Consider the following 22,933-nt stretch of genomic DNA (forward strand, 5'->3'; position numbering starts at 1 on the left):
GCTTTGTGTGCAGGCAGTCCTGCTTTGTGAACGAATCAACTTTAGACGAAATCTAAGCTAGGATGGCTTCCTGTAAGAACTCAGGAGGCCCTCCCATGTACGAACCGATCCGCACCAAGTCGGTCCACAGCGCGGTGGACGGCCCCAACCCCGACTTCCCGCACCGTTCCCGTGAGGAGGAGCTGGACATCCAGCTCGCGGGCCACCTCGCCGCCCTGCTCGCCGTCACGGACGAGCTGCGCGCGGCACAGGCCTCGGCCGACCTGGACACGGCGGCGGAGCGGCTCGCGGAGCAGGTGGCCCGGCTGCGCGGGGGACGCACCCCGGTTCGTGCGCCGATGAGCGGCCGTCGCGAGGCCGGCGCCGCGGCCCTGCACCGGCGGGCGCACACCCTCGCGGGCCGCGCGCTGGTCGTCGCCGCCTCCCGCGCCGACACGGCGGCCGCGATCCTGGCCGCCGAGCGGATGGACGCCCACACGGCGGCTCTGGAGCCGCGCGAGCTCGCGTCCCGCTGAGCCCCCCGGGCTCCCCATACGGCCCCGGTCCGCGCGCACCCGCAGCGACGCGCGGACCGGGCGCCACCAACCCCTTGTGAGGGCCATCGGGTACCCGTACCCGGTGGCCCTCACGCCTGTCGTGAAACGCGCCGCGATCACCCGGTCACCCCGGGCGTCGGCCGCCCACGGCTGTCGGCCGCCCGGCTGCCGCCTTCGGCCGTCGGCCACCCGGCTCCCCCTTCGGCCGTCGGCCCACCGCGGCCGCGTACGGCTGGGACTACGCGCGGCCGGGGACGGCAGGTCACGTCGGATCAACCGGAGCGCCGCGCGCCGCGGGCGGTGACGACGTGACGGAAGATCACGCGGCCGTCGGCCTCCGCGTCAGGCGTCGCCTCAGGCGTCGCCTCGGCCCGCACGAGGACGCCTGTCTCCGGGTCGACGGTGAAACCGCACGTCAGGCTCTCATCAGGAGCCCAGGCGCTGAGCGGAAAGGTGCGCAGCGGCCGGACACCCGCCCGGACGGAGGTCACCGAGACGGCCGTGACGTGCGCCAGGTGGGACAGGATCCTGGCGGGCGCGAGCAGTTCGGCCGGCCGGGCCGCCAACGGGCTCGTCACATCCGGCGCGTAGTCCCACGGCGCCGTCGGCCGTCAGCCGGACGGGGGCGACCAGGGTCCTGGCCATCCGCGCCACCACCCGCCCCGCCGCGAGGCACGGCAGTTACCGCGAGACACCAGGGCGCACAAGACAGCTCGGACACACGTACGGATGTGGCTCATAACCGACCGCGGATCACATCTACGGGGAGACTCGTCGGATTTCGGTCAACGTGCTCACCGCAAGTGAGGACAGAACCGAGCATTCCGCCCCCATCGCGCGGCAGTTGCGGCGGTATGAGCCCGGCCGGACGAGAGAAGCGGCGGGACTCATTCCAGCCCGCATGCAACACGTGTTCGAGGGCACGCCGCGTCGATTTGTGCGCTTCCTATGAAAACTTGTGTGGCCCAGGTGACCACATGTGTCACCGGTTCTGACTGTCTGTCTGACTTCCGTGGGGGAAGCTGATGCATTCACGTGCGCAGAGCACGTCACTGTGGCGTGCCCGAAGAACACGCAGAACCGTTCTCCTGTCCGCGATCACGACCGCCGCTCTGGTGGTCTCGGCTGCACCGGGGCTGGCGGCGACGCCGAAGCCGGAGTTACCGGAGCCGGAGAGTCCGTGGACCCGGCCGACGAAGGTGGAGGCTCCCGCGACTCCGGCCGGATCGATCAAGGCACCGGAATCGCGGGCGGAGGCCGAACCGTCGGCCGAGGTCGCCGCTTGGCGGGCGGCACAGCAGGCCCGTACGGGCGGCAAGGCCGGCGCCCGGCGTGCGGCGCCCGCTGCCGGGGCCATACCGTTCGTTCCCGAGGGCCAGGGCGAGGTGCCCTGGCACCGGATCATCGACACACGCTTGAACGACGCACTCGTGGCGCGGGTGAACGTCTCCGACGGCAACCTGATGCTCGCCGCGACGGACTTCGACATCGCCGGTGTGGGCCAGAAGCTGCGGCTGACCCGGACGTACAACTCCCTTGAGGCGCCGTGGGGGAAGGTGTCGCAGCGCTGGTGGCAGGCCTACGAGCGCTACCTCCAGGCCGGCGACGGTGAGGTGGTCGTCTTCGACGCCACCGGCGACGCCCTGCGGTTCAGGGAGACGTCCACCGGCGGCTACACGACGCCGACCGGCTACTCCAAGGACCTGAGGAAGAACGCGGACGGCACCTACACCCTGACCGACCGCAAGTCGGGCACGAAGGACACCTTCGACGAGCACGGCACGCTGACCAAGGTCACGGACAAGAACGACGGCACGATCACCGTCGACCAGCACGACGAGGGCGGCGAGCACAAGGGCTTCAAACTCACCGAGACCCGCTCGGGTCGCTGGATCGACCTGGTGAAGACGAACGCCAGTCAGTGGCAGGCCAAGGACCACACAGGCCGCACGGCCGTGTTCGACCTGGACCCGACGGGCAACCTGGCCAAGGTCACCGACACCGACGGCAAGGCCACGGCTTACGCGTACGACTCCTCGCGCCGCCTGACCAAGGTGACCACCACCGAAGGCACCGTCACCCTGTTCACCTACGACGACCACAACCGCGTCACGTCCATGCAGCGCGCCACCGAGTCCTCCGGCGGCGGCCACACGGGTCCGACCTGGCGCTACGACTACACGGCCGCCACCCCTGCCGACGCGGGAACCACGACGGTCACCGACCCCGACGGCGACGAGACGCGGTACGCCCACAACGCGGACGGCGAGGTCACCAAGGTCACCGACCCGCTGAGCCACTCCCGCCATGCCAAGTACACCAATCACCTGGTGCAGACCGCGATCGACGCGATGGGCACGGGCGCGGACGGCACCGGCGGCAACACCACCACCTACGGCTGGGACGGCCGCAACAACGCCGTCTCCCAGAAGCTCCCGCTCGGGGCGACGGCGTCCGTGACGGCGTATCAGACGGTCGCCGGGACCGATCTGCCCAACGACTTCACCACCGCGGACGGCCGCAAGGACACCTTCAAGTACGACACCAACGGCAACACCATGTCGGTGACCACCTCGGGCACCGCCGGCGGCACCCGCGAGTACACGTACAACAAGGACACCCCGACCTGCGGCGGCTTCGAGGGCCAGCGCTGCACCGCCAAGGACGGCAACGGCAAGGTCACCTCGTTCGCGTACGACACCAAGGGCAACCTCAAGACCGTGACCCCGCCGGCGCCGCTGGGCAAGACGGACTACACGTACGACACGCTCGGCCGGGTGGAGACCGTCACCGACGGACGCGGCATCAAGACCGTCTACGTCTACGACAACCGCGACCGCGTGACGAAGGTGTCCTCCACCAACGCCACGGTCACCTACTCCTACGACGGCGACGGCAACGTCAGGACCCGCACGGACGCCTCCGGCAGCACAGGCTGGACCTACGACAAACTCAACCGCGAAAGCGTCCGCACCCTGCAGAACGGCGTCCAGACGGCGCTGGCCTACACCCCGGGCGGCGAGGTCGACTACTCCGTCGACCCGACCGGCAAGACCGACTACACCTGGGACAAGGCCGGCCGCCTGGACTACCTGATCGCCCCGGACGGCAAGAAGACCGACTTCGACTACAACAACAACGACAAGCGCACCAAGACCGTCTACCCCGGTGGTACGACGCAGTCGGTGACGATCGACGACAACGGCCGCCCCGAGGCCGTCAGGACCACCTCGGGCACGACCACGCTGATCGACCTGACCTACGGCTACAAGAACTCCGCGGGCAAGGACACGACGAAGATCCGCACCCGCACCGACAACCTCACCAAGTACAAGACCACCTACGACTACGACTCCCGGGACCGCCTGCGTTACGCCCAGGAAGCCGACTCCGCGGGTGCCCGCAAGGCGTCGTGGCTCTACTGCTGGGACAAGGCCGGCAACCTCACCAGCCAGGACGGCACGAAGAACGCCTGCCCCGGCGGCACTACTTACACCTACGACGACGCCTCCGAGCTGACCGGCAAGAACGGCTCCACCACCGGCTGGTCCTACGACAAGCTCGGCAACGAGACGGCGGGCGCGAGCGCCACCGCCCGCACGAACGAAACCTGGACGGACCACAGCCAGCTCTCCGCCATCACCGCAGGCGGCAAGAGCTACGACCTGGTCCACGCCGGCACGGACAACTCCGAGCGCACCAAGCTGGGTTCGACCTGGTTCCACCACACCGCGCTCGGCCTGGCCTCCACGACGACGAACGGCGTGGACACCGGATTCATCCGCGAACCGGCGGGCACCTTGAACTCCATGACGACTGGGGGGAAGTCCTACTACTACCTCACCGACGCCACGGGCAACGTCCTCGGCCTCGCCGACGACACGGGCAAGCGCACGCACACCTACGCCTACGGCCCCACGGGCCTGCCCCGCGGCACCACCACCGAGGCAGTCCCCCAGCCCCACCGCTACGCGGGCACATACCTGGACCCCACGGGCCTGTACAAGATGGGCCACCGCTACTACGACCCCACCCTCGCCCGCTTCACCCAGCCGGACCCGTCGGGGCAGGAGGCGAACCCCTACCTGTACGCCGCCGGCGACCCTGTCAACAGAAGTGATCCTGCTGGGCTGCTGTCACTGGACACTTTGGGGAATATGGGCAGCGGGCTCTCTGTCGCCGGCATCGTGTATGAAGGGCTCACTGGCGGCCCTGACGCTGCGGAGGCGGCAACAGCTGGCGTCATCGCGGACATCGGGATCACGGGTCTCTGTGAAGCGGGGGCCGCCGTTGTCGGAGGGCCGGCCGGAGCGGGAGCAGCGGTGCCCTATTGCGCTTCCATAGGAGCAGCCGCGGGAACCTACGTCGCGATGAATTACCAGAACAGTACGACTTGAGGGACAGCTGCCAGGATACGGCGCTCACCGTATCCTGGCAGCGTCAATCCAGCGGGAGGAAGCCAGAGTGAACCTCGCAAAAAATGAGAGAGAAAGCCGAAAAACAGCAGCGATTCTCGCCGGCATCGGCGTACTGGAGCTGGCTTGCGGGATCTCTCTGGGATTTCTTTCATTCCCTTCCTGGGGACTGACTGACAGTTCATTCACGCTAGGGAAGGCACTGAGCGCCCTGTTCACCTGCGGCGCCTTGGTCTGTTTTTTTGTGGCGACCAAAAGGAGTCGGAAATGACATACTCACCTGATCTAGCAGCCAGCAGTAAATACTCGCCCATCGAAAACGGGCAGGATGCACTTCTATTCATCATCAGCTTCGCCGCCATAATCATCGCGCTCTACATTCTCGTGAAGGTTCGACGCGGCAGGTGAGAAGTGCAGTCGCACGCGGCAAGGGATATGTCTGCCAAACGTTCAGGAGGCTTGCCCACGTCTTCCTAGCGAGGGAAGGTCATGACGCGCGAAAAGGCGACCACGGTTCTCGCCATCGCGCTTCTGGCGGGTCTGGCCTTCACGGTGTCAGCTTGGACAAGCTGCGGCGTTGCCCGCGTGCTGATCATCGAGGGTGTAGCCCTTTTGATCGTCAGCAGCTTGGTCTGGCTGGTGGGGCGACGCCGAACGTGGGGGAATACGGCGTGGCCTCGTTGAAGCCCGACTCGCCAGTCGCCCACAAACTCGAAGGGGCGTTGGGATGTGAGGGAGGGACGCGTCGATGGGCGATGCCATCAGGGCAGTGCGAATCTTCTCGGCGATAGCGTTGATCGGCGGAATATGTGCGTGCATTACTGGAACAGTCACTGGCGACACCGTGCCGATCGTGCTCGGAGTGATCGCAGCAGCATGCGGAATGATTCTGACGGTTCTCGCCTTCCTGGCCCATCGAAAGACCCGCTCCTGACAGGGTGCTGTGAAATTCGTTCGAGACAGCGGGGCGCGAGCACTACCGCCGGCACGAACGAGACGTGGACGGATTGCAGCCGACGCACCAAGCTGGGTTCGCGATTTGATTCCACGACACCGCGCTCGGCCTGGCGTTCACGACGACGAACGGCCCCTTATTCGCCATGTCTGAAGAGAGTGGGGTTCTTGAAGTGAATGAAAAGCGGAAGCTGAAGATCTTCGTCGTTGCCAGTGGCGTGGTGTCAGTCACCGCTCTTGTTCAAGGATTTCTCACTGACGGATCCGGGAAAGTAATACTCATTACGCTGGGCGCTCTGGGGATCGTCGGCATCGGAATGCTCACGTACGCCATGCAAGACCGAACGGGATGGAGACGGAATGGTTAAGGACCCTTGCCACCGCCTTGATCCTCGGAGGAGTTCTCGGTGTCATCGCCGTGCTGCTCAAGAGCCGTCGTAATCGTTAGAGGGGTGGCGGCACACTGCTTGGGCGGGGGAAAGGCCCGCCGCTCTGCTATGACGGAAGGGGACGTTGCACCATGAGCGACAGGATCAGGATGAGCATCTTCCTGTCCGTGGTCGCGGTCGTGACCGTGCTCGCCCTGCTACAGGGCCTCGCGGCGGAGGGAACACAGAGGGTCCTCCTCCTCACCCTGACCGCTCTGGGCGTGGCGTCGCTCCTCATGTGGACGATCGGGGTCCGCAGCAAGGCCAGGAGAAACAGCTGATGCCCATCAGCCAGGCCAAGAAACTGACGCTTTTCGTGGTGATCGGCGCCGCATTCGGACTGTTCTGCATCATCCTGGGCGCTAGCGAACAGAACCCTGTGCTCATGGGTGCCGGAGCACTTGCCGCTCTCGGCGGGCTGGCGTTGGCCTTCATGGCCATGACCCGCCGGAGACCTAAGAGATGAAGCCACCGACTCCGCTCTCGCGGAGCCGATGGAGTCACGCAGCAGGTGCCGACTTGAGGGACGTGACGAAGGACGTCCAGGCCGGGGCCGTGATCGTGAGGACCGGGCCGTGAGGGACCTTGGAGTCACGGACGGGGACGACGGCGGTGTGGGCGTCGCACACTTCGAGGCAGTCGCCGCCACTTCCGTTGCTGTAGGTGCTCTTGCGCCAGACGGCTGCGCTCAAGTCAATTGCGTTGCTTGCCATCTCCGCCATCCTCAGCCGCTTGCTCGATCAGGGCGAGGGACGCCTCGCGAGGTAGCGCGGCGGCCCTGAGCAGATCGTACGACCTTCGGTAATCCTTAACGAGGCCCGGATCGTCGATGGTGTCCCCGCTGTGCAGCGCCTCCGTGTAGACCAGCGGCGGCGCATCGGGGAACGTCATGATCTTGGCCGTGCCGAGCATGAAAGGGTGCGCTCCGCAGTTCCCGGGAAGGATCTGGGGAACGATCCGATGCCGCCGCGCCAACCCGGCGATGTGCTGCCACTGTTCGGCTGCCTGGTCGGGCGCAACGATCGGCTGACGGAGCAGGCTCTCGGAGAGGATGGCCCAGTACACCGGCGTCTTGTGGTTCTTCTCGAAGAGGCGAGCTCGTGCTAGTCGGGCGGTGACCTTCTCCTCTACCTCTTCGTCCGGAGCGAGTGGGTGCGTTGCCCGCACCACCGCCCGCGCGTACGCCTCCGTCTGCAACAACCCCGGCACCAGCGTCGGGCACCACTCCTCGATGGTCTCCGCGTGCTGCTCCGCCTCCAGCACCCGCTCGAAGTAGCTCGCGTGCCCCCGCCGTTTCGCCCGTCGCACGTCCTCGCAGCGCCGCCTGAAGAAGCCGTCCGTGCCGAGCACCCTGTCGACGTGCTCGGCGAGTTCCGCCGGCATCCGGCGCGTGCCCCGCTCGATCTCGCTGAGGTGGCTCGGGCCGTAGAAGCTGCCCTCGACGAGTTGCTGGAGGGTGAGGCCCGCCTCCTCCCGTTTCCAGCGCAACTCACTGCCGTAGAAGGTCGGGACGCCCGTCGAACCGTCGATGTCCTTGCGCTGACCCATCGTTCACCGTCCTAGGTGTGCCGTTACCGCCCGCTGCCGGATCCCGCAGCGCGAACGCGCAGTTCAGGAGCGGGATCCCGATGGGCTGTCACGCTACGGGCGTCGGCGTCAGATTGTGAGGAGTTCGTCACACAGCGCACTGGAAGGTGTGAACCCCATGCACAGCCCCGACGAGGCCGACGCCTGCGTCCAGGAGTTGCGAGTCGCGCTCGCCGCACACGGCATCACCCTGCCGTCCCTCGGACTCGATCTACCGGCTCTCGCCTCCCGGCCCGCGCGGCCGCTGATCACGCTCGGCGCCTGCAATCTCCTCACCGCGCAGGCCCTGGCCGCAGCTCTCCGGCAGGGTGCCGCGTGAGGCGGCCGGAGATGACGCTGGAGTTGCTCGCGGCCCCAGCCGGGGTGTCCGGCGTGCGGCGGGCGCTGCGCCCGTACGGGACCGACGTGCAGCTCTGCGCGAGCGAGCTCGTCACGAACGTGATCCGGCACGTCGGGGAGACCGTCCCCGTCACGGTGCGGGTGTGGCGCGAGGAAGGCGGGCGGATCCGGTTAGCGATCCCGACCCCCGGGCGTTGCCTGTCCTGGTCGCGGGCGCCGACACCGAAGCCGAGTCGGGCCGCGCACTGGCATTGCTGGACGCGCTGGCCGTGCGGTGGGGTGTGGAGCGGGAGGGGGGTCGCAAGACGGTGTGGTGCGAGCTGTTCACCGGAGCCGACGCCGGCAGTGATACCGGCACCCCGGGAACGCCCGAGCGCCCCGGTCGACGTAGGCCGTCGGCCGGGGCGCTCGGTCCTTCATCGGCACGTTCGTGAGCCCGCCTGGGGGCCGCGCCGAAGCGGGCGGGAGGGGGCCGGTCGTCGCTGGTTTCCGTCGGGGCGGACGGAGGACGCGGTGACCGGCCCCGGACCCCGCACGCCGTTGTACGGGTCCCGCCGGTCTGTTCCGCGGCCGGCCTTGACGATGTTGCTGGTCAGGGCACTGTCGGTTCGGGCCGGCCGCGGAGTCGGGGTGGGGGCTCAGCCCAGGCGCTGCACCAGCGCGCGGTACTGGTCCCACAGCTCCTTCGGCGTGTGGTCGCCGAAGGTGTTGAGGTGCTCGGGGACCAGGGCGGCCTCCTCGCGCCAGACCTCCTTGTCCACCGTGAGCAGGAACTCCAGGTCGGACTCGGCCAGCTCCAGGCCGTCGGTGTCGAGGGCCTCCTTGGTCGGCAGGATGCCGATCGGCGTCTCGACGCCTTCGGCCGTGCCGTCCAGGCGTTCCACGATCCACTTCAGGACGCGGCTGTTCTCACCGAAGCCGGGCCAGACGAACTTGCCCTCGTCGTTCTTGCGGAACCAGTTGACGTAGTAGATCTTCGGCAGCTTGGACTGGTCCTTGTCCTTGGCCACGTCGACCCAGTGGGCCATGTAGTCGCCCATGTTGTAGCCGCAGAACGGCAGCATCGCGAACGGGTCGCGGCGCAGCTCGCCGACCTTGCCCTCGGCGGCGGCGGTCTTCTCGGAGGCCACGTTGGCGCCGAGGAAGACGCCGTGGTTCCAGTCGAAGGACTCCGTCACCAGCGGCACGGCGGTGGCGCGGCGTCCGCCGAAGAGGATCGCCGAGATCGGCACGCCCTTGGGGTCCTCCCACTCCGGCGCGATGATCGGGCACTGCGAGGCCGGGACGGTGAAGCGGGCGTTGGGGTGCGCGGCCGGGACGCCGGACTCGGGCGTCCAGTCGTTGCCCTTCCAGTCCGTCAGGTGGGCCGGGGTCTCCTCCGTCATGCCCTCCCACCAGATGTCGTTGTCGTCGGTGAGGGCGACGTTGGTGAAGACGGAGTTGCCCCAGAGCGTCTTCATCGCGTTGGCGTTGGTGTGCTCGCCGGTGCCGGGGGCGACGCCGAAGAAGCCGGCCTCGGGGTTGATGGCGTAGAGGCGGCCGTCCTCGCCGAAGCGCATCCAGGCGATGTCGTCGCCGATGGTCTCGACCGTCCAGCCGGGGACGGTCGGCTCCAGCATGGCGAGGTTGGTCTTGCCGCAGGCGCTCGGGAAGGCCGCGGCGACGTACTTGGCCTCGCCGCGCGGCGGGGTCAGCTTCAGGACGAGCATGTGCTCGGCCAGCCAGCCCTCGTCCCGGGCCATGACGGAGGCGATGCGCAGGGCGTAGCACTTCTTGCCGAGCAGGGCGTTGCCGCCGTAGCCGGAGCCGTAGGACCAGATCTCGCGGTCCTCGGGGAAGTGCGAGATGTACTTGGTCTGGTTGCAGGGCCAGGGGACGTCCGCCTGGCCGGGCTCCAGGGGTGCGCCCAGGGTGTGCACGGCCTTGACGAAGAAGCCGTCGGAGCCGAGCTCGTCCAGGACGGCCTGGCCCATGCGGGTCATGGTGCGCATCGAGACGGCGACGTAGGCCGAGTCCGTGATCTCCACGCCGAGTGCGGACAGCGGCGAGCCGAGCGGGCCCATGCAGAAGGGCACGACGTACATGGTGCGGCCGCGCATCGAGCCGCGGAACAGGCCGCCCTGGCCCCCGGAGCCCTGGAAGATCTCCCGCATCTCGGCGGGGGCCTTCCAGTGGTTGGTCGGGCCCGCGTCCTCCTCCTTCTCGGAGCAGATGAACGTCCGGTCCTCGACGCGCGCGACGTCGGTGGGGTCGGAGGCGGCGTAGTAGGAGTGGGGGCGCTTGATCGGGTCGAGTTTGCGGAAGGTGCCCTTCTCCACGAGCTCCTCGCACAGTCGCTCGTACTCGGCCTCGGATCCGTCACACCAGACCACGTTGTCCGGCTGCGTCAGCTCGGCGATCTCGTTGACCCACGAGATCAGCCCCTGATGGGTGGTGGGGACGGGGGGAGCCGCGATGTCGCGCGCCACGATTGCTCCTAAATGAGGGATTTTTTGTGATGTGGAGGCCCCGTGGGGGCTGCGACCCGGATGCTTCTGGGTGGATCTTGGCGCTCATCCGGTGCCGACCGCACTCATTTGATCATCCGACGTACGCGCCCATCTGTCCAGAGGAGCGCACAGGTGAGCAACGTGAGGCTCGCCACGGTTTCCCGCGGCCGCTTTACGAACACGTTGCGTTCACCTGGGCGTCCGTTTGCGTGACCGCCGCGGGACCGCGGTGAGAGGATGGCCACTCTTCGCCTGCCAACTCGGCGGCACTGATACGTGACTTACGGTTCCGTAGCTACCATTCGCTCATGACTGCGTTCGTCCCCGACGCGCCCACGGACTCGGCGGCCGACGGCCACGGTCCGAAGGCGCTCTCCCTGCCGCACCCGGTGAAGCCGAAGCTGCGCGGCTGGCTGCACCTGGGCATGTTCCCCGCCGTGCTGATCGCGGGCCTGGTGCTGACCGCCCTCGCCGACTCCTCCAGAGGGCGCTTGGCCTGCGGAATCTACGTGCTGACGGCGTGCCTGCTGTTCGGCGTGAGCGCGCTGTACCACCGGGGTAACTGGAGTCCGCGCATGGACGGTGTCCTGCGCCGGCTGGACCACGCCAACATCTTCCTGATCATCGCGGGCACCTACACGCCGCTGACCATGCTGCTCCTGCCGGGCGCCAAGGGTCAGTGGCTGCTGTGGGGCATCTGGGCCGCCGCCGCGGCCGGCATCGTCTTCCGCGTCTTCTGGGTCGGCGCCCCGCGCTGGCTGTACACGCCCTGTTACATCGCGATGGGCTGGGCGGCCGTCTTCTACCTTCCCGACTTCATGCGGACCGGCGGGATCGCCGTCCTCGTCCTGGTCATCGTCGGCGGCCTGCTCTACAGCGTGGGCGGCGTGGTCTACGGGATCAAGCGGCCGAACCCGTCCCCGCGCTGGTTCGGCTTCCACGAGGTGTTCCACTTGCTCACGCTCGCGGCCTTCATCGCGCACTACGTGGGGATCTCACTGGTGGCGTACCAGCACGGGTAGAGCCCTCTCCCCCGTCGGGCCACGGCTTCCGGCCGTGGCCCTTCGCATGCCCGGCCCCCTGGGGATGGCCGACAATGGCCTCCATGACGGCTCCGAGCACCACCCCCGCGGACCGGCCCCGGCCGGGGCTCCGGGAGCGGAAGAAGATCAAGACGCGAGGGGCGATCCGCGCCGCGGCCTACGCGCTCATCGCGGAGCAGGGCTACGACGCCACGACGATCGAGCAGATCGCCGACCGCGCCGAGGTCTCGCCGTCGACCGTCTTCCGCTACTTCCCGGCCAAGGAGGACATCGTCGTCATCGACGAGTGGGACCCGGCGATGGCGGCGGAGCTGCGGGCCCGGCCGGCGGACGAGCCGTGGGCCGACAGCCTCCGGCACGTGCTGCGTGCGGCCCTCGACCGGAGCCTCGCCGAGGAGCCCGAGGTGACCCGTCTGCGGGCCCGGCTCGGGGCCGAGGTGCCCGCGGTGCGGGCCCGCATGCTGCGCAGCACCGCCGTCACCGGCCGGCTGCTCCGGGAGGCCCTGGCGGAGCGCTCCGGGCTCGATCCGGACGGTCTGGAGCTGCGGGTCTTCGCCACCGCCGTGCTGAGCGGGCTGACGGAGGTCTCCCCCTACTGGGCCGAGACCGGCCACCGCCACGACGGCCGGGATCTCGTCGACCGCGCCCTGGTCGTCCTGGGACACGGCCTGCCGACCGGAAATCCCTGAGGCCGGCGCCCTTGCGCCATGGCATCCTGACCGGGTGAACGGTCCCGAGATTCAGGTCGAGTTCGCCCCCGAGCTGCACGTCTTCGTGCCCCGGGCCCGGCAGACGGGCGCCGTGCGGGCCGCCACCGACGGCGTCTCCAGCCTGGGGCACGTCGTCGAGTCCCTCGGAGTGCCGCTGACCGAGGTCGGCGCGCTGGTCGTGGACGGCCGTGAGGTGCCGTTCGCGCACGTCCCGGCGGCCGGCGAGTCGGTGACGGTCCGGGTCGTCGCCCGCCCCCAGCAGGTCCCGGGCGCTCCCCTGCGCTTCCTCCTGGACGTGCACCTCGGCACCCTGGCCCGGCGGCTGCGCCTGCTGGGCGTGGACACGGCGTACGAGTCGACCGACATCGGCGACCCGGCGCTGGCGGCGCGTTCGGCGGCCGAGCAGCGGGTGATGCTGAGCCGTGACCGGGGGCTGCTGCGGCGCCGGGAGCTGTGGGCGGGGGCGTTCGTGTACAGCACGCGGCCCGAGGAGCAGCTGCGGGACGTGCTGGACCGGTTCCGGCCCGAATTGCTGCCCTGGACGCGGTGCACGGCCTGTAACGGGGTGCTGCGTGGGGCGACCAAGGATGAGGTCGCCGATCAGCTGAAGCACGGGACGCATGCGACGTACGACGTGTTCGCGCGGTGCACTGCGTGCGGCCGGGCGTATTGGCGGGGGGCGCATCACGAGCAGCTGGAGGCGATCGTCGAGCAGGCGGTCGCTTTCACAAGGAGCGCGGTTGAGGGTTGAGCGCCGTTGAGGGTTGAGCGCCGTGGGGAACCGCGCGGCCGTTGTGGCTGGTCGCGCAGTTCCCCGCGCCCCTTGAGGGCGCGCCCGTGAAGGGCGTTCCTAACGCCTCGCCACGTCTCCCTTGCCGCAGGCGATTCCGTCCCTGTTCCTGTCCAGGCCCAGGGGATCGTCCTTGCCGTTGATCTTCAGGCGGCCGTAGTCGTTGGTCTTGAGCCACTCGCAGCGTGCCGCCGTCGTCTTCTTCACCTCCGCCGGGAAGTCCGTCGGGACGCAGACGTTGATCGAGCCGTAGTGGCGGTCGCAGCCGGAGATCGTGGGGCTGACCTTCTGCGACGTCCGCTTCTTGCCGGGCTCGACCACCTTGCCCGTGGGCTCGTCCGCGAAGTCGTGGACGTGAGCGGAGGCGTCGGTCGCCTTGAGCGCCTGCGGGCCCTGGAGGTGAACCCACTTGGCCACCGAGGGCACGCCGTTCGCGTCGACCGCGAAGAGCATGTACCAGCCGGGCGGGGCCAGGTTGGGGTTGCTCGTCACGTTGAGGTCGACGTTGTTGCCGTCGACGGACAGCGGCAGGTCCACGAACCGCTGGTTCGGGTCGGAGGAGTGTGTGACGGCGGCCGGGCGGATCAGCTCGGCCTTGGCGATGGGCCGGTCGACCGTGATCCGCTGGGTGTCGCCGTAGTTCCACTCGGTGTCGATGACGGAGGTGATCGCGGGACGCGGGCCCTTGAACAGGTAGGGCGGGCTGTAGACCGACACGTCGTGGTTCCAGGTGCCGTTGCCCGGGTTGTCGCCGGTCGTCATCACCCGGCCGTCGGGGAGCAGGAACGCCGACGAGTGGTAGCCGCGCGCCTCGGGGTCGACGGCCACCGGGTCGAAGGTCTCCGACTCGGGGTCGAAGATCGACGTCTCGTAGACCGGGTCGGCGCGGTTGTGCAGCGCGCCGCCCGTCTCCAGCACCTTGCCGTCGGGCATGAGCACGGCGGAGACGTACATCTTGCCCTGGTTGCCGGTCTGCGGGACCGGGCCGTTGCCCAGGTCGACCGTGCCCTGCGGGATCGGCGGCCCGGCCACGTACGCGGGGTTCGGCTGCTTGAGGTCGATGATGTCGGTCAGGCGGTTCGCCTCCGGGTTGGAGTCGATGTTGCCGCCGCCGAGGGTGAGGACCTTCTGGTCCTGCGCGGGGGGCAGCAGCACGCTCGCCGACTGGTCGCGCTCGTCCTTGTTGCGCAGGCCCGGGACCTGGGTGGTGGTGTTGGCACCGTAGTCGTAGATCGCCGAGCCCGTGCCCGGGATGTTGTTGCCGAAGACGTGGCTGCCCGAGTAGAAGAGGCGGCCGTCCTGCATCAGGATCATCGACGGGTACAGGCCCCAGTAGGACCAGGTCTGGTTGACCTTCCACAGCGGCTGCCACTGCTGCTCGGCCTCGGAGAACAGCTCGGCGGTGACCGAGCCGGTGGAGTCCTCGCGCAGGCCGCCGAAGGAGATGACGTCGCCGTTGCCGAGGATCGTCGCCGACGGGTACCAGTGGCCGTCGTTCATGTCGTTGGTCTTGGCGTAGGTCTCGGTCTCCGGGTCGAAGACGTACGAGTCCTTGAAGCCCTCGTAGCCGTGCCCGCCCGGCACCGGGTACGCCTTGTTGCCGCTCATCACCAGCACGCGCCCGTCCTGGAGCTGCACGTGGCCGGCGCAGAACATGTCCTTCGGGGTGGGGATGACCTTGTAGGTGCCCTTCTGCGGGTCGTACACCGCCGAGGTGAAGGTGCCGGCCTCGAACATCGACTCGTCGTTGCCGGAGCCCGCGATCAGCAGCACCTTGCCGTTGTGCAGGACGACCGAGTGCATGGAGCGGACCGGGTTCTGCGTGGGCAGCACGGCCCACGTGCCGTTGGCGCACTGCTCGGCGGTGCCGGTGCACCGCGGCGGCAGGACCGGGTCGGGCACCTGGTCCATCGTGTAGTCGTCGGTGGTGGCGGAACCGGTGCCGTAGACGGAGACGCCCCAGGTGATGCGGTCGGTGCCGGCCGGGACCTCGGGCGTGCGGACGGTGGCCTCGGTCCAGTTCCCGGCCATGTCCAGCGTCTTGAGATCGGTCCAGTACTGCCAGCCGGCCGTCGTGTCGTGCCGGAACAGGGTGATCGCCGCGTCGGGGGTCGTCGTCTTGTACCAGAGGCCGAGGTCGTACTGCTTGCCCGGCGTCACCACCGGCGCGCAGGCGGCGGACTCGGTGATCAGCGCCTTGCGGTCGCCGTCCACCCGGCGGGTCAGCTCGACCTTCATCGCCTTGGAGCCGGAGTGCGCGTCGGCCGTGGTGGTGAAGGTGAAGTCGTTGTCGCCCCAGCCGGACTTCTCCCAGCAGTACGGCATGCCGTCGCCGCCCGCCGTCTCGAAGCCGGGGTTCTTGATGAGGTTGGCGGCGGAGGCGGACTGCGGTGCGGTCAGGAGCAGCCCCGAGGTGAGGGCTGCCACGGACAGGAGTGCGGTCGTTCTGCGACGAGGTTTCACACGGCTCTCCTTGCTGTACGGCCGTCGCGCGCGGGCTTCTCCCGGCCCCGGCGCGGCAGGTAGACCAGCGCTTCGGTCCCCGCGAAGCGCAGGACGAACGTCGTCACCAGCGCGAGCGCGGTGGCCGACAGCACGCCCAGGTGGAACTGGTGCACGAACAGGGCGATCAGCGGGATGCGCAGCACCAGATCGGCGTTGGCGAGCAGCGCGAACCGCCCGGCCCGGTCCCACCAGCGCCGGTGGCGGCGCCGCTCGCGGAACAGCAGGTGCTCGATGAGCAGGAAGTTCCAGGCGACGCCGAGCTGGTTGGCGAGGATCTCCGCCGGGACGTAGTGCATGCCGAGCGCGGTGAGCGCCCACAGGCCGACCAGGTTGGGCAGGAAGCCGGTCAGCCCGATCAGGCCGAACCCGATCATGCGCGCGACCGGCGAGGCGGTGCGCAGTCCGGCCAGGTGGCGCAGGAATCGCAGGCCCTCCTGCGCGGTCGACTTGGACTCGCCGGCGAACCGGTCCTGGAAGACGAAGGGCACCTCGGTGACCGTGCGCGGGCGGCTGCGGACGGCGAGTTCGAGGAGGATCTTGTAGCCGAGCGGCTGGAGCACCTCGGCCGTGACCGCGCTGCGGCGGATCGCGAAGAAACCGCTCATCGGGTCGCTGATGCCGTGCAGCCGGCGCGGGAACAGCGCCTTGGTCAGCCAGGTCGCCCCGCGCGAGACGGCGATGCGGTAGCTGCCCGCGAGTCCGGCCCGGCTGCCGCCCTTGATGTAGCGGGAGGCCACGACCAGCCCGGCGCCGGCCCGTTCGCCGGTGGCGACCAGGTCGGGCACGAGGGACGGCGGGTGCTGGCAGTCGCCGTCCATGACGACGATCCAGTCCGAGGTGGCCGCCTTCAGGCCCTCGACGACCGCGCCGCCGAGCCCGCCCACCGGCTCCTCGCGATGCAGCACGGTCACCGGGAAGGGGCAGTCCTGCGCGGCCTTCTCGATGACCTCGGGCGTGTCGTCGGTGGAGTCGTCCACGAAGACGACCTCGCAGGGCAGCCGGGCCGGGACGGCCTCGGTGATCTGATGCAGCAACTGCCGTACGTTCGCCGACTCGTTGAAGGTCGGTACGACGATGGTGACCGCGCCCGGCTCGGGGATCTCGCTGGGCTCGGTCTCGACGACCTCGGCGGGGACGGTGTGCTCCTGGCTCATCGCGTGCCTCCGGCGGGCGTCTTGATCTGGCGGATCTCGATGCGGTCCTCGCCGGTGCCGAAGGTGGCGACCGGCTCGGAGTGCTTCATGGCGGCCTTGACGTTGGGCAGATCGGCCGCGTCGCGCCGCACGGTCGGCGAGGCGACGACGTAGTCGAGGTCCTTCCAGCCGCGCGGCATCGTCTTCGTCACCGCCGGGTCGAGGTCGGCCTTGTAGAACCAGATGACGCCGAGGCCGGGCCGGTAGCCGTGGTGCACCAGGTCCAGCCAGAGCGCGTCGTCGACCAGTACCCGGGTGCGCTCCGGGTCCTCGACCTCCGTGGCCAGCCACGCCGACGCGGCCTTGTAGGGGGCGTTGGCGTCGGTGGTGACGGCCGTGCGGGCGCCGTCGTACCAGTGCGGGACGACGTAGGCGCCGGCGGCCAGGGCGAGGACGGCGGCGAGCGCGTACCGGCCCGTGCTGACGTACCGTTTCTCCGCTTCGGAACGCCAGCGGCTCAGCACGGCGTGGGCGACGGAGGCGGTGCCTCCGGCGAGGACCAGCGCGAGGAACGGCAGCGCCTGGATGACATACATCGCGGGCAGGTAGCCGTTGGGGCGCAGAGCCAGTGCGGCGAAGATCGCGACGGCCAGGGCGGGTCCGGCCAGGGCGCGGGCCGTGACCGACCAGCGCCAGGTGACGAGCAGCAGCAGGGCGCCCGCGAGGCCGCCGAGGGGCAGGATCCGGTCATAGTAGAGCCACGACTGGAGCACGCCCCAGGAGCCGGAGCCCTGGTCGAGGATGAAGCCCGAACCGGGTCTGGTCATCTGGTACTTGACGCCGTCCCAGAGGGACACGTGCCCGGCGCCCGGCAGCAACTCACCCTTGAGCAGGGCGAACAGCGGATACGAGAAGCCGATCAGGGCGCAGGCCGTGACGGCTCCGGTGATCGCGAACTTGCGGGTGTCCCGGTGGCTGTGGCGCCACATGGTGAGGAACAGGGCGGGCAGGACGACGAGCATCGTCTCCTTGGTGAGGACCGCCGTGGCGGCCGCGATGCCCGCGCCGAAGTGGTGCCAGAGGTGACGGCTCGGGGAGGCGGCCAGTGTGAAGGCCAGCAGCGTCCACATCACCGCGAGGTTGTCGAGGAAGATCTCCCGCTGGAGCACGATCGACAGCGGCGACAGCCCGAAGAACACCATGCCGAGCGCGGCCGCCCAGCGGGGCAGCGCCAGACGACGGCCCAGCACGAAGACCAGGACCGCGCTGATGCCGCTGATCACCAGCATCGCGGCGCGCATGGTGCCCACCGTCATCGACTCGGGGCTGATCAGCGCCGGGATCCAGGTCAGCAGGGCGATCTGGATCCAGCCGAGGGGCGGATGGTCGTACCAGTAGGTGTAGTGGGCGAGTCCGTCGCCCTGCTGGACCGACCAGGCCTGGGCGAGGTAGGTGCCCTCGTCGTCGCTGAGGGCCGGGTAGTCGGCGATGTTCCAGCCCTGCACGACGAGGATCGCCGCGAGGAGGACACCGCACAGGATCAGGTCGGGCCGGGAGGAGCGCAGCCGGCTCGGCGGCTCCACGCGGCGGTGCGCACCGGTTCGGGGCGCGGGCCCGCGCTGCGCGGGGACCTTCGCAGCGGTCACCGCGGGAAGGGTGGAGGTCACGCGGGAACGTCCTCTCGGGTCGCGTCCTGCCGGGTCACGGCGCTCTCGTCGAGGTGCGCGCCGACGTGGGTCGTCAGCTCCCAGTCGTTGCGGCCACGCTGCTCGCGCCAGACGGCCCGCACGGCCGCGCCGGCGAGGAGGACCTGGTAGAAGGGGCCGCCCACGATCAGCTTCAGGTAGTGCGCGAACCGGACGCGCAGCCCGTACTGCTTGCCGAAGTCGTGCAGTCCGACGATCTCGAAGACGAAGGTGACCAGGGCGGTCACGGCCGGCAGGAAGGTGATGAAGGCGATGCCGACGGACACGTCCAGGAACAGGGCGATCGCCACGTTGAGCGGGATGATCAGGCCGGTGAAGGCCTGCATGAACGGGGTCATCAGGGTGTAGCGGGCGAGCAGGCGCTGCCCCAGGGTGGGCAGTTGCTTCCAGTCCTTCTTCCGGTACACCTGGAGGAAGCCCTGGTTCCAGCGGGTGCGCTGCTTCAGCAGGGACACCAGCGAGCCCGGGGTCTCCTCGCGGGTCACCATGTCCGAGTCGTAGGCGACGACGACCTTCTTGCCGACGCTGGACAGGCGCACGCCCAGGTCGCAGTCCTCGGCGAGGCAGTTCGGGTCCCAGCCGCCGGCTTCCCGCAGGACGTCCGTGCGGACGAAGACGGTGTTGCCGCCGAGCGGAATGAAACCTTTCTGCGCGTGCAGGTGGAGCCGCGAGCGGAACCAGAAGAAGTACTCCAGGCAGTTGCGCAGGCTGTACCAGCTGGAGTGGAAGTTGATCAGCTGCACCCCGCCCTGGACGACGTCCGCGCCGGTGGTGAGGAAGGCGTGGTCGACGTGGGCGAGGAGCTCGGGGTGGACCTGGTCCTCCGCGTCGAAGACCCCGACGACGTCGCCGCGGCAGTGCGGCAGCGCCGTGTTCATCGCCTTCGGCTTGTTCTTCTTCTCGTGCGTGTCGACGACGACCCGGACCCGTGGGTCACGCGCGGCGGCCTGCTCGGCGACCGCGGTGGTCTCCGGGTCGTCGTGCCCGACGATCACGATGATCTCGAAGTCGGTGTGGCTCGACTCCAGCAGCCGCTGGATCGTGTGGTCCAGCACCGCCTGTTCGTGCCGGGCGGGCAGCAGCAGTGAGAAGGAGACGTGCTCGTCCCCGTCCGGGCTGCTGAACCGGGTGGAGGCGAGCACTTCCGGCGTACGCCAGGCGTGCATCTGCCACCACAGGGTGAACGCCGCCATCCAGAACAGGGCAAGCGAAACAGCAGCGATGAAGACAGACGTCAGCAAACAGATCCCCCCAGATCCCAGAACCCCCTGTCGTGACGGTGGGCCGGTGGGGCCTCGTCCGCCACGTCACTGTGCAGAGATTAGGGGGGAACTGTGAAGCCCGGGGGCTGTTCAGATAAAGACCATGTTTCCGTTGATACGTGACTTCAGCCACTCAAGACCGTACTCAGCCGGTCAGGCTCGGTCGTCGGGGCGTCGCATGTGAAGTTACGGCAGACGTACGCGGCCGGTTCACCGCCGACCAGCGGACGGTCCGCGAGCAGGGGAAACTCCTCGCTGCCCGGGACGCCCACGGCGACCACCGCACCGGGCGCGGTGCCCAGAAGTGCCGTGCGGTGCAGGGCCCTTGTGCCCTCGTCGTCCAGGGCCGGACCCACGATCGCCACCTCGCGCGGACCGTCCAGCACGGCCTCCGCCGCGGCCAGTCCCCAGCCGATGAACCGGGGCACCCGCGGTCCCAGTGCCTTCACCACGCCCAACGCCCGTTCCGCGGCGGTGCGGTGGGGCTCGGAGCCGGTGTGCGCGGCGTAGCTCAGCAGGGCGTTCGCGGCAGCCGTCCAGCCGGACGGGGCCGCGTTGTCGGTCGGGTCCTGCGGGCGGCGGATCAACTGCTCGGCGTCGGCCGCGGTGTCGTACAGCGCGCCCGACTCGGGGTCGGTGAAGCGGGCCAGGACGTGATCGAGGAGGAACCCGGCGAACTCCAGCCAGACGCCCTCCCCGGTGACGGACGCGAGCGCCAGGAAGCCCTCCGCCACATCCGCGTAGTCCTCCAGGACACCGGCGTTGGCACCGGCGTGGCCGTCCTTGCTGGTGCGGGTGAGCCGGGCCTGCTCGTCCAGGTGCAGCCGGACCAGGAGGTCGGCCGCGGCGACGGCGGCCTCGACCAGGTCGGGCCGGTCGAAGTAGGCGCCGGTCTCGGCGAGCGCGGCGATCGCGAGGCCGTTCCAGGCGGCGACGACCTTGTCGTCCCGGCCCGGCGCCGGCCGCCCGGACCGCTCGGCGAGCAGCCGCTCCCGGACCGAGGCGACCTTCTCGGCATCGAACACACCGTCCCGTACGGGTAGTTGCAGGACGGACGCGCCCTCCTCGAACGTGCCCTCCTCGGTCACGCCGAAGACCTGCGCCGCGAGCTCGGCGTCCTGCTCGCCGAGCACCTCGCGCAGCTGCTCGGGCGTCCACACGTAGTACGCGCCCTCGACGTGCCTGCCCGTGCCGTCGTCGCTGTCGGCGTCGAGCGCGGAGGCGAAAGCGCCCTCGTTCGTGCGCAGTTCGCGCACCATGAAGTCGGCGGTCTCCAGGGCGACCCGGCGGGCCAGCTCGGAGCCGGTGGAGCGCCAGAGGTGGGCGTAGACCCGGCACAGCAGGGCGTTGTCGTACAGCATCTTCTCGAAGTGCGGCACGACCCAGTCGCGGTCGACGGAGTAACGGGCGAAGCCGCCCCCGAGCTGGTCGTACATCCCGCCCCGGGCCATCCGCTCACAGGTGTCCTGCGCCATCTGCAGCGCGCCCTCGGCGCCGGTGCGGGCATGGTGGCGCAGCAGGAACTCCAGCACCATGGACGGCGGGAACTTCGGTGCCCCGCCGAATCCGCCGCGCTGCGGGTCGTACTCCCGGGTGAGCCCGAGCAGCGCCTGCGCGAGCTCCTCCTCGCCGGGGGTGCGCGCGTCGCCGTAGGAGATCTCCCGCCCGGCCAGATCCCGGACGATCTTCCCGGCGACCTCGGTCACCTCGTCCCGCCGCTCCTCCCACGCCTGGTGCACGCCCTGGAGCACCTGCCGGAACGAGGGCATGCCCTGCCGGGGGGCGGGCGGGAAGTACGTACCGAAGTAGAACGGCTCGGCGTCCGGGGTGAGGAAGACGGTCATGGGCCAGCCGCCCTGCCCGGTCGCCGCCTGCACGGCCTCCATGTAGACGGCGTCCACGTCGGGACGCTCCTCACGGTCGACCTTCACGCTCACGTAGTGCGCGTTGAGGTACTCGGCGGTCTCCTGGTCCTCGAAGGACTCGTGCGCCATCACGTGACACCAGTGACAGCTGCTGTATCCGACGCTGAGCAGAACCGGCACGTTCCGCTTCCGGGCCTCTTCGAAGGCCTCCTCCGACCAGGGCCACCAGTCGACGGGGTTGTCGGCGTGCTGAAGGAGGTAGGGGGACGTTTCGTGCGCCAGTCGGTTCGGCATGGTGTCCATCCTGCCGCAGTACCCGGCCCCGCACGCGTCAGGCGTCGCGCGGCGTCTGCCGCGGCCACTCTCTCTCCCCCGCGGGTGGCAGGATCCGCCCGGCAGTGATCCGGTACCGGGCCGGGAGCGCCGGATCGCAGGCCGGGTCCTGACGGCACCGGCCGCGCTCACAGCTGGTGTCCGCGGCGCTGCGGGAGCGTTCGACGGTGTCGCTCTCCGGAGAAGCCGCGGCCGAGGTGTTCGGCGGCTACCCCGAGGTTGCTCCTCAGCCTCCAGGGGCCGTAAGGACCGGATGATCACGGCCGTCGGCCTGGAGGTCAGGGTGCCGTTCTGCGACCACCGGCTGCCGGGGTGCGTCCGGAACGTGCCCTGGAGCATGAAGCGGGCCGACTGCCGGGAGAAGAGCCTGCTGCGGATGGCCGTGGCGGACCTGCTGCCCGAGGAGATCCTGATGCGACCCGAACCGGCCTCTCCCGCCCTGCACGACCCCGTCCACGACGCGGCGGTGATCAGCGGGATGTGGACCGTGCGCGGCGACCGCGCATCCCCGATGGCGGGGCTGCTCGACCACGGCAGGGTGGCGGAGTGGGGGGACGGTCAGGGGCCGGCCATGACGCACACCGGCACCGCGCGTCTGCTGACGCCTCTGCCGACGGCGGACGTCTGGATGCGGCAGCACGGACCGGCCCTGGCCTGAACCCGTGGAAGGCGACAGATCGCCCTGCGCACAAGGCTGACCGCAAATCCGGCGTATGTCATCATGCTGGCGCGACAGACCAGTCGCTCGTGCTCGTGGGACAGGGACGCACGAGGAACTGCGCTCCTCGACCAGGAGCGTACGGGGGAGCTACATCGACCTGGCGCACTCCATGCCGAG

21 protein-coding genes are annotated in these 22,933 nt (G+C 69.3%); 12 read left to right on the forward strand and 9 right to left on the reverse strand.

Annotated features, from left to right (window positions below):
* Positions 1-95: 95 nt before the first annotated feature.
* The gene (locus ACFZDI_RS03425) at positions 96-515 is read left to right on the forward strand and encodes a hypothetical protein (RefSeq protein ID WP_234845504.1); all 420 of its coding nucleotides are present in this window, start codon (positions 96-98) and stop codon (positions 513-515) included.
* A gap of 293 nt (positions 516-808) precedes the next feature.
* Here the strand turns inward: ACFZDI_RS03425 and ACFZDI_RS03430 are convergent, their stop codons facing one another.
* Positions 809-1,114, reverse strand: coding sequence for a hypothetical protein (locus tag ACFZDI_RS03430; protein WP_391247433.1), 306 nt, complete (start codon positions 1,112-1,114; stop codon positions 809-811).
* A 447-nt stretch (positions 1,115-1,561) separates the two neighbouring features.
* Here ACFZDI_RS03430 and ACFZDI_RS03435 point away from each other — a divergent pair, with 447 nt between their 5' ends.
* The 5 genes from ACFZDI_RS03435 to ACFZDI_RS03455 all read left to right on the forward strand — a co-directional run bounded on the left by ACFZDI_RS03435 (position 1,562) and on the right by ACFZDI_RS03455 (position 6,799).
* Positions 1,562-4,933 carry an RHS repeat-associated core domain-containing protein gene (locus ACFZDI_RS03435; protein ID WP_391247434.1) on the forward strand — a complete coding sequence of 1,124 codons (3,372 nt, stop codon included), beginning with the start codon at positions 1,562-1,564 and terminating at the stop codon, positions 4,931-4,933.
* Positions 4,934-5,000: 67 nt separating this feature from the next.
* Positions 5,001-5,222 (forward strand): hypothetical protein, encoded by a 222-nt coding sequence (locus ACFZDI_RS03440; RefSeq protein ID WP_391247436.1) that lies wholly within the window; start codon positions 5,001-5,003, stop codon positions 5,220-5,222.
* Between the two features lie 477 nt (positions 5,223-5,699).
* Positions 5,700-5,885 (forward strand): hypothetical protein, encoded by a 186-nt coding sequence (locus tag ACFZDI_RS03445; protein WP_391247438.1) that lies wholly within the window; start codon positions 5,700-5,702, stop codon positions 5,883-5,885.
* Between the two features lie 540 nt (positions 5,886-6,425).
* On the forward strand, positions 6,426-6,614 hold the full coding sequence (locus ACFZDI_RS03450) for a hypothetical protein (RefSeq protein ID WP_234845501.1): 189 nt from the start codon (positions 6,426-6,428) through the stop codon (positions 6,612-6,614).
* Entirely contained in the window at positions 6,614-6,799 is a 186-nt protein-coding gene (locus tag ACFZDI_RS03455; RefSeq protein ID WP_391247440.1) for a hypothetical protein, read from the forward strand. The genes ACFZDI_RS03450 and ACFZDI_RS03455 overlap by 1 nt, the downstream gene beginning before the upstream one ends.
* A gap of 34 nt (positions 6,800-6,833) precedes the next feature.
* Here the strand turns inward: ACFZDI_RS03455 and ACFZDI_RS03460 are convergent, their stop codons facing one another.
* Both ACFZDI_RS03460 and ACFZDI_RS03465 read right to left on the reverse strand, forming a co-directional pair.
* Positions 6,834-7,025 (reverse strand): DUF397 domain-containing protein, encoded by a 192-nt coding sequence (locus ACFZDI_RS03460; RefSeq protein WP_372486537.1) that lies wholly within the window; start codon positions 7,023-7,025, stop codon positions 6,834-6,836.
* A 1-nt stretch (position 7,026) separates the two neighbouring features.
* On the reverse strand, positions 7,027-7,881 hold the full coding sequence (locus ACFZDI_RS03465) for a helix-turn-helix transcriptional regulator (RefSeq protein WP_234845498.1): 855 nt from the start codon (positions 7,879-7,881) through the stop codon (positions 7,027-7,029).
* Between the two features lie 157 nt (positions 7,882-8,038).
* On the opposite strand from ACFZDI_RS03465, the gene ACFZDI_RS03470 reads away from it, so the two are divergent.
* On the forward strand, positions 8,039-8,239 hold the full coding sequence (locus ACFZDI_RS03470) for a hypothetical protein (RefSeq protein WP_234845497.1): 201 nt from the start codon (positions 8,039-8,041) through the stop codon (positions 8,237-8,239).
* Positions 8,240-8,897: 658 nt separating this feature from the next.
* Here the strand turns inward: ACFZDI_RS03470 and ACFZDI_RS03475 are convergent.
* Positions 8,898-10,727 (reverse strand): phosphoenolpyruvate carboxykinase (GTP), encoded by a 1,830-nt coding sequence (locus ACFZDI_RS03475; protein ID WP_234845495.1) that lies wholly within the window; start codon positions 10,725-10,727, stop codon positions 8,898-8,900.
* Between the two features lie 329 nt (positions 10,728-11,056).
* Between ACFZDI_RS03475 and ACFZDI_RS03480 the strand changes: the two genes are divergently transcribed.
* The 3 genes from ACFZDI_RS03480 to ACFZDI_RS03490 all read left to right on the forward strand — a co-directional run bounded on the left by ACFZDI_RS03480 (position 11,057) and on the right by ACFZDI_RS03490 (position 13,252).
* Positions 11,057-11,770: a hemolysin III family protein gene (locus ACFZDI_RS03480; RefSeq protein ID WP_234845494.1), complete on the forward strand. Its 714-nt coding sequence runs from the start codon at positions 11,057-11,059 to the stop codon at positions 11,768-11,770.
* 74 nt (positions 11,771-11,844) lie between these two features.
* The gene (locus ACFZDI_RS03485) at positions 11,845-12,480 is read left to right on the forward strand and encodes a TetR family transcriptional regulator (RefSeq protein ID WP_391247443.1); all 636 of its coding nucleotides are present in this window, start codon (positions 11,845-11,847) and stop codon (positions 12,478-12,480) included.
* A gap of 34 nt (positions 12,481-12,514) precedes the next feature.
* Complete coding sequence (locus ACFZDI_RS03490; RefSeq protein WP_391247445.1) at positions 12,515-13,252, forward strand: Mut7-C RNAse domain-containing protein; 738 nt, start codon at positions 12,515-12,517, stop codon at positions 13,250-13,252.
* Positions 13,253-13,351: 99 nt separating this feature from the next.
* Here ACFZDI_RS03490 and ACFZDI_RS03495 read toward each other — a convergent pair whose 3' ends face one another.
* The 5 genes from ACFZDI_RS03495 to ACFZDI_RS03515 all read right to left on the reverse strand — a co-directional run bounded on the left by ACFZDI_RS03495 (position 13,352) and on the right by ACFZDI_RS03515 (position 22,056).
* Entirely contained in the window at positions 13,352-15,754 is a 2,403-nt protein-coding gene (locus ACFZDI_RS03495) for a galactose oxidase-like domain-containing protein (RefSeq protein ID WP_234845491.1), read from the reverse strand.
* Positions 15,751-16,950 carry a glycosyltransferase gene (locus ACFZDI_RS03500; RefSeq protein WP_391247447.1) on the reverse strand — a complete coding sequence of 400 codons (1,200 nt, stop codon included), beginning with the start codon at positions 16,948-16,950 and terminating at the stop codon, positions 15,751-15,753. Before ACFZDI_RS03500 ends, ACFZDI_RS03495 begins: the two co-directional genes overlap by 4 nt.
* A complete protein-coding gene (locus tag ACFZDI_RS03505; protein ID WP_391247449.1) occupies positions 16,947-18,596 on the reverse strand; it encodes a phospholipid carrier-dependent glycosyltransferase in 1,650 nt (549 codons plus the stop codon). Before ACFZDI_RS03505 ends, ACFZDI_RS03500 begins: the two co-directional genes overlap by 4 nt.
* Positions 18,593-19,876: a glycosyltransferase gene (locus ACFZDI_RS03510; protein WP_234845488.1), complete on the reverse strand. Its 1,284-nt coding sequence runs from the start codon at positions 19,874-19,876 to the stop codon at positions 18,593-18,595. The genes ACFZDI_RS03505 and ACFZDI_RS03510 overlap by 4 nt, the downstream gene beginning before the upstream one ends.
* A gap of 146 nt (positions 19,877-20,022) precedes the next feature.
* Positions 20,023-22,056 carry a DUF255 domain-containing protein gene (locus ACFZDI_RS03515; protein WP_391247452.1) on the reverse strand — a complete coding sequence of 678 codons (2,034 nt, stop codon included), beginning with the start codon at positions 22,054-22,056 and terminating at the stop codon, positions 20,023-20,025.
* 176 nt (positions 22,057-22,232) lie between these two features.
* Here ACFZDI_RS03515 and ACFZDI_RS03520 point away from each other — a divergent pair, with 176 nt between their 5' ends.
* Together ACFZDI_RS03520 and ACFZDI_RS03525 are read left to right on the forward strand one after the other, a co-directional pair.
* Positions 22,233-22,352, forward strand: a complete 120-nt coding sequence (locus ACFZDI_RS03520; protein ID WP_391247454.1) for an asparagine synthase-related protein — start codon at positions 22,233-22,235, stop codon at positions 22,350-22,352.
* Positions 22,349-22,753 carry an asparagine synthase-related protein gene (locus ACFZDI_RS03525; RefSeq protein ID WP_391247455.1) on the forward strand — a complete coding sequence of 135 codons (405 nt, stop codon included), beginning with the start codon at positions 22,349-22,351 and terminating at the stop codon, positions 22,751-22,753. The genes ACFZDI_RS03520 and ACFZDI_RS03525 overlap by 4 nt, the downstream gene beginning before the upstream one ends.
* Positions 22,754-22,933: the final 180 nt, after the last annotated feature.

The organism is Streptomyces sp. NPDC007907, from assembly GCF_042959365.1.
In the GTDB taxonomy this organism is placed as follows: Bacteria; Actinomycetota; Actinomycetes; order Streptomycetales; family Streptomycetaceae; genus Streptomyces; species Streptomyces indiaensis.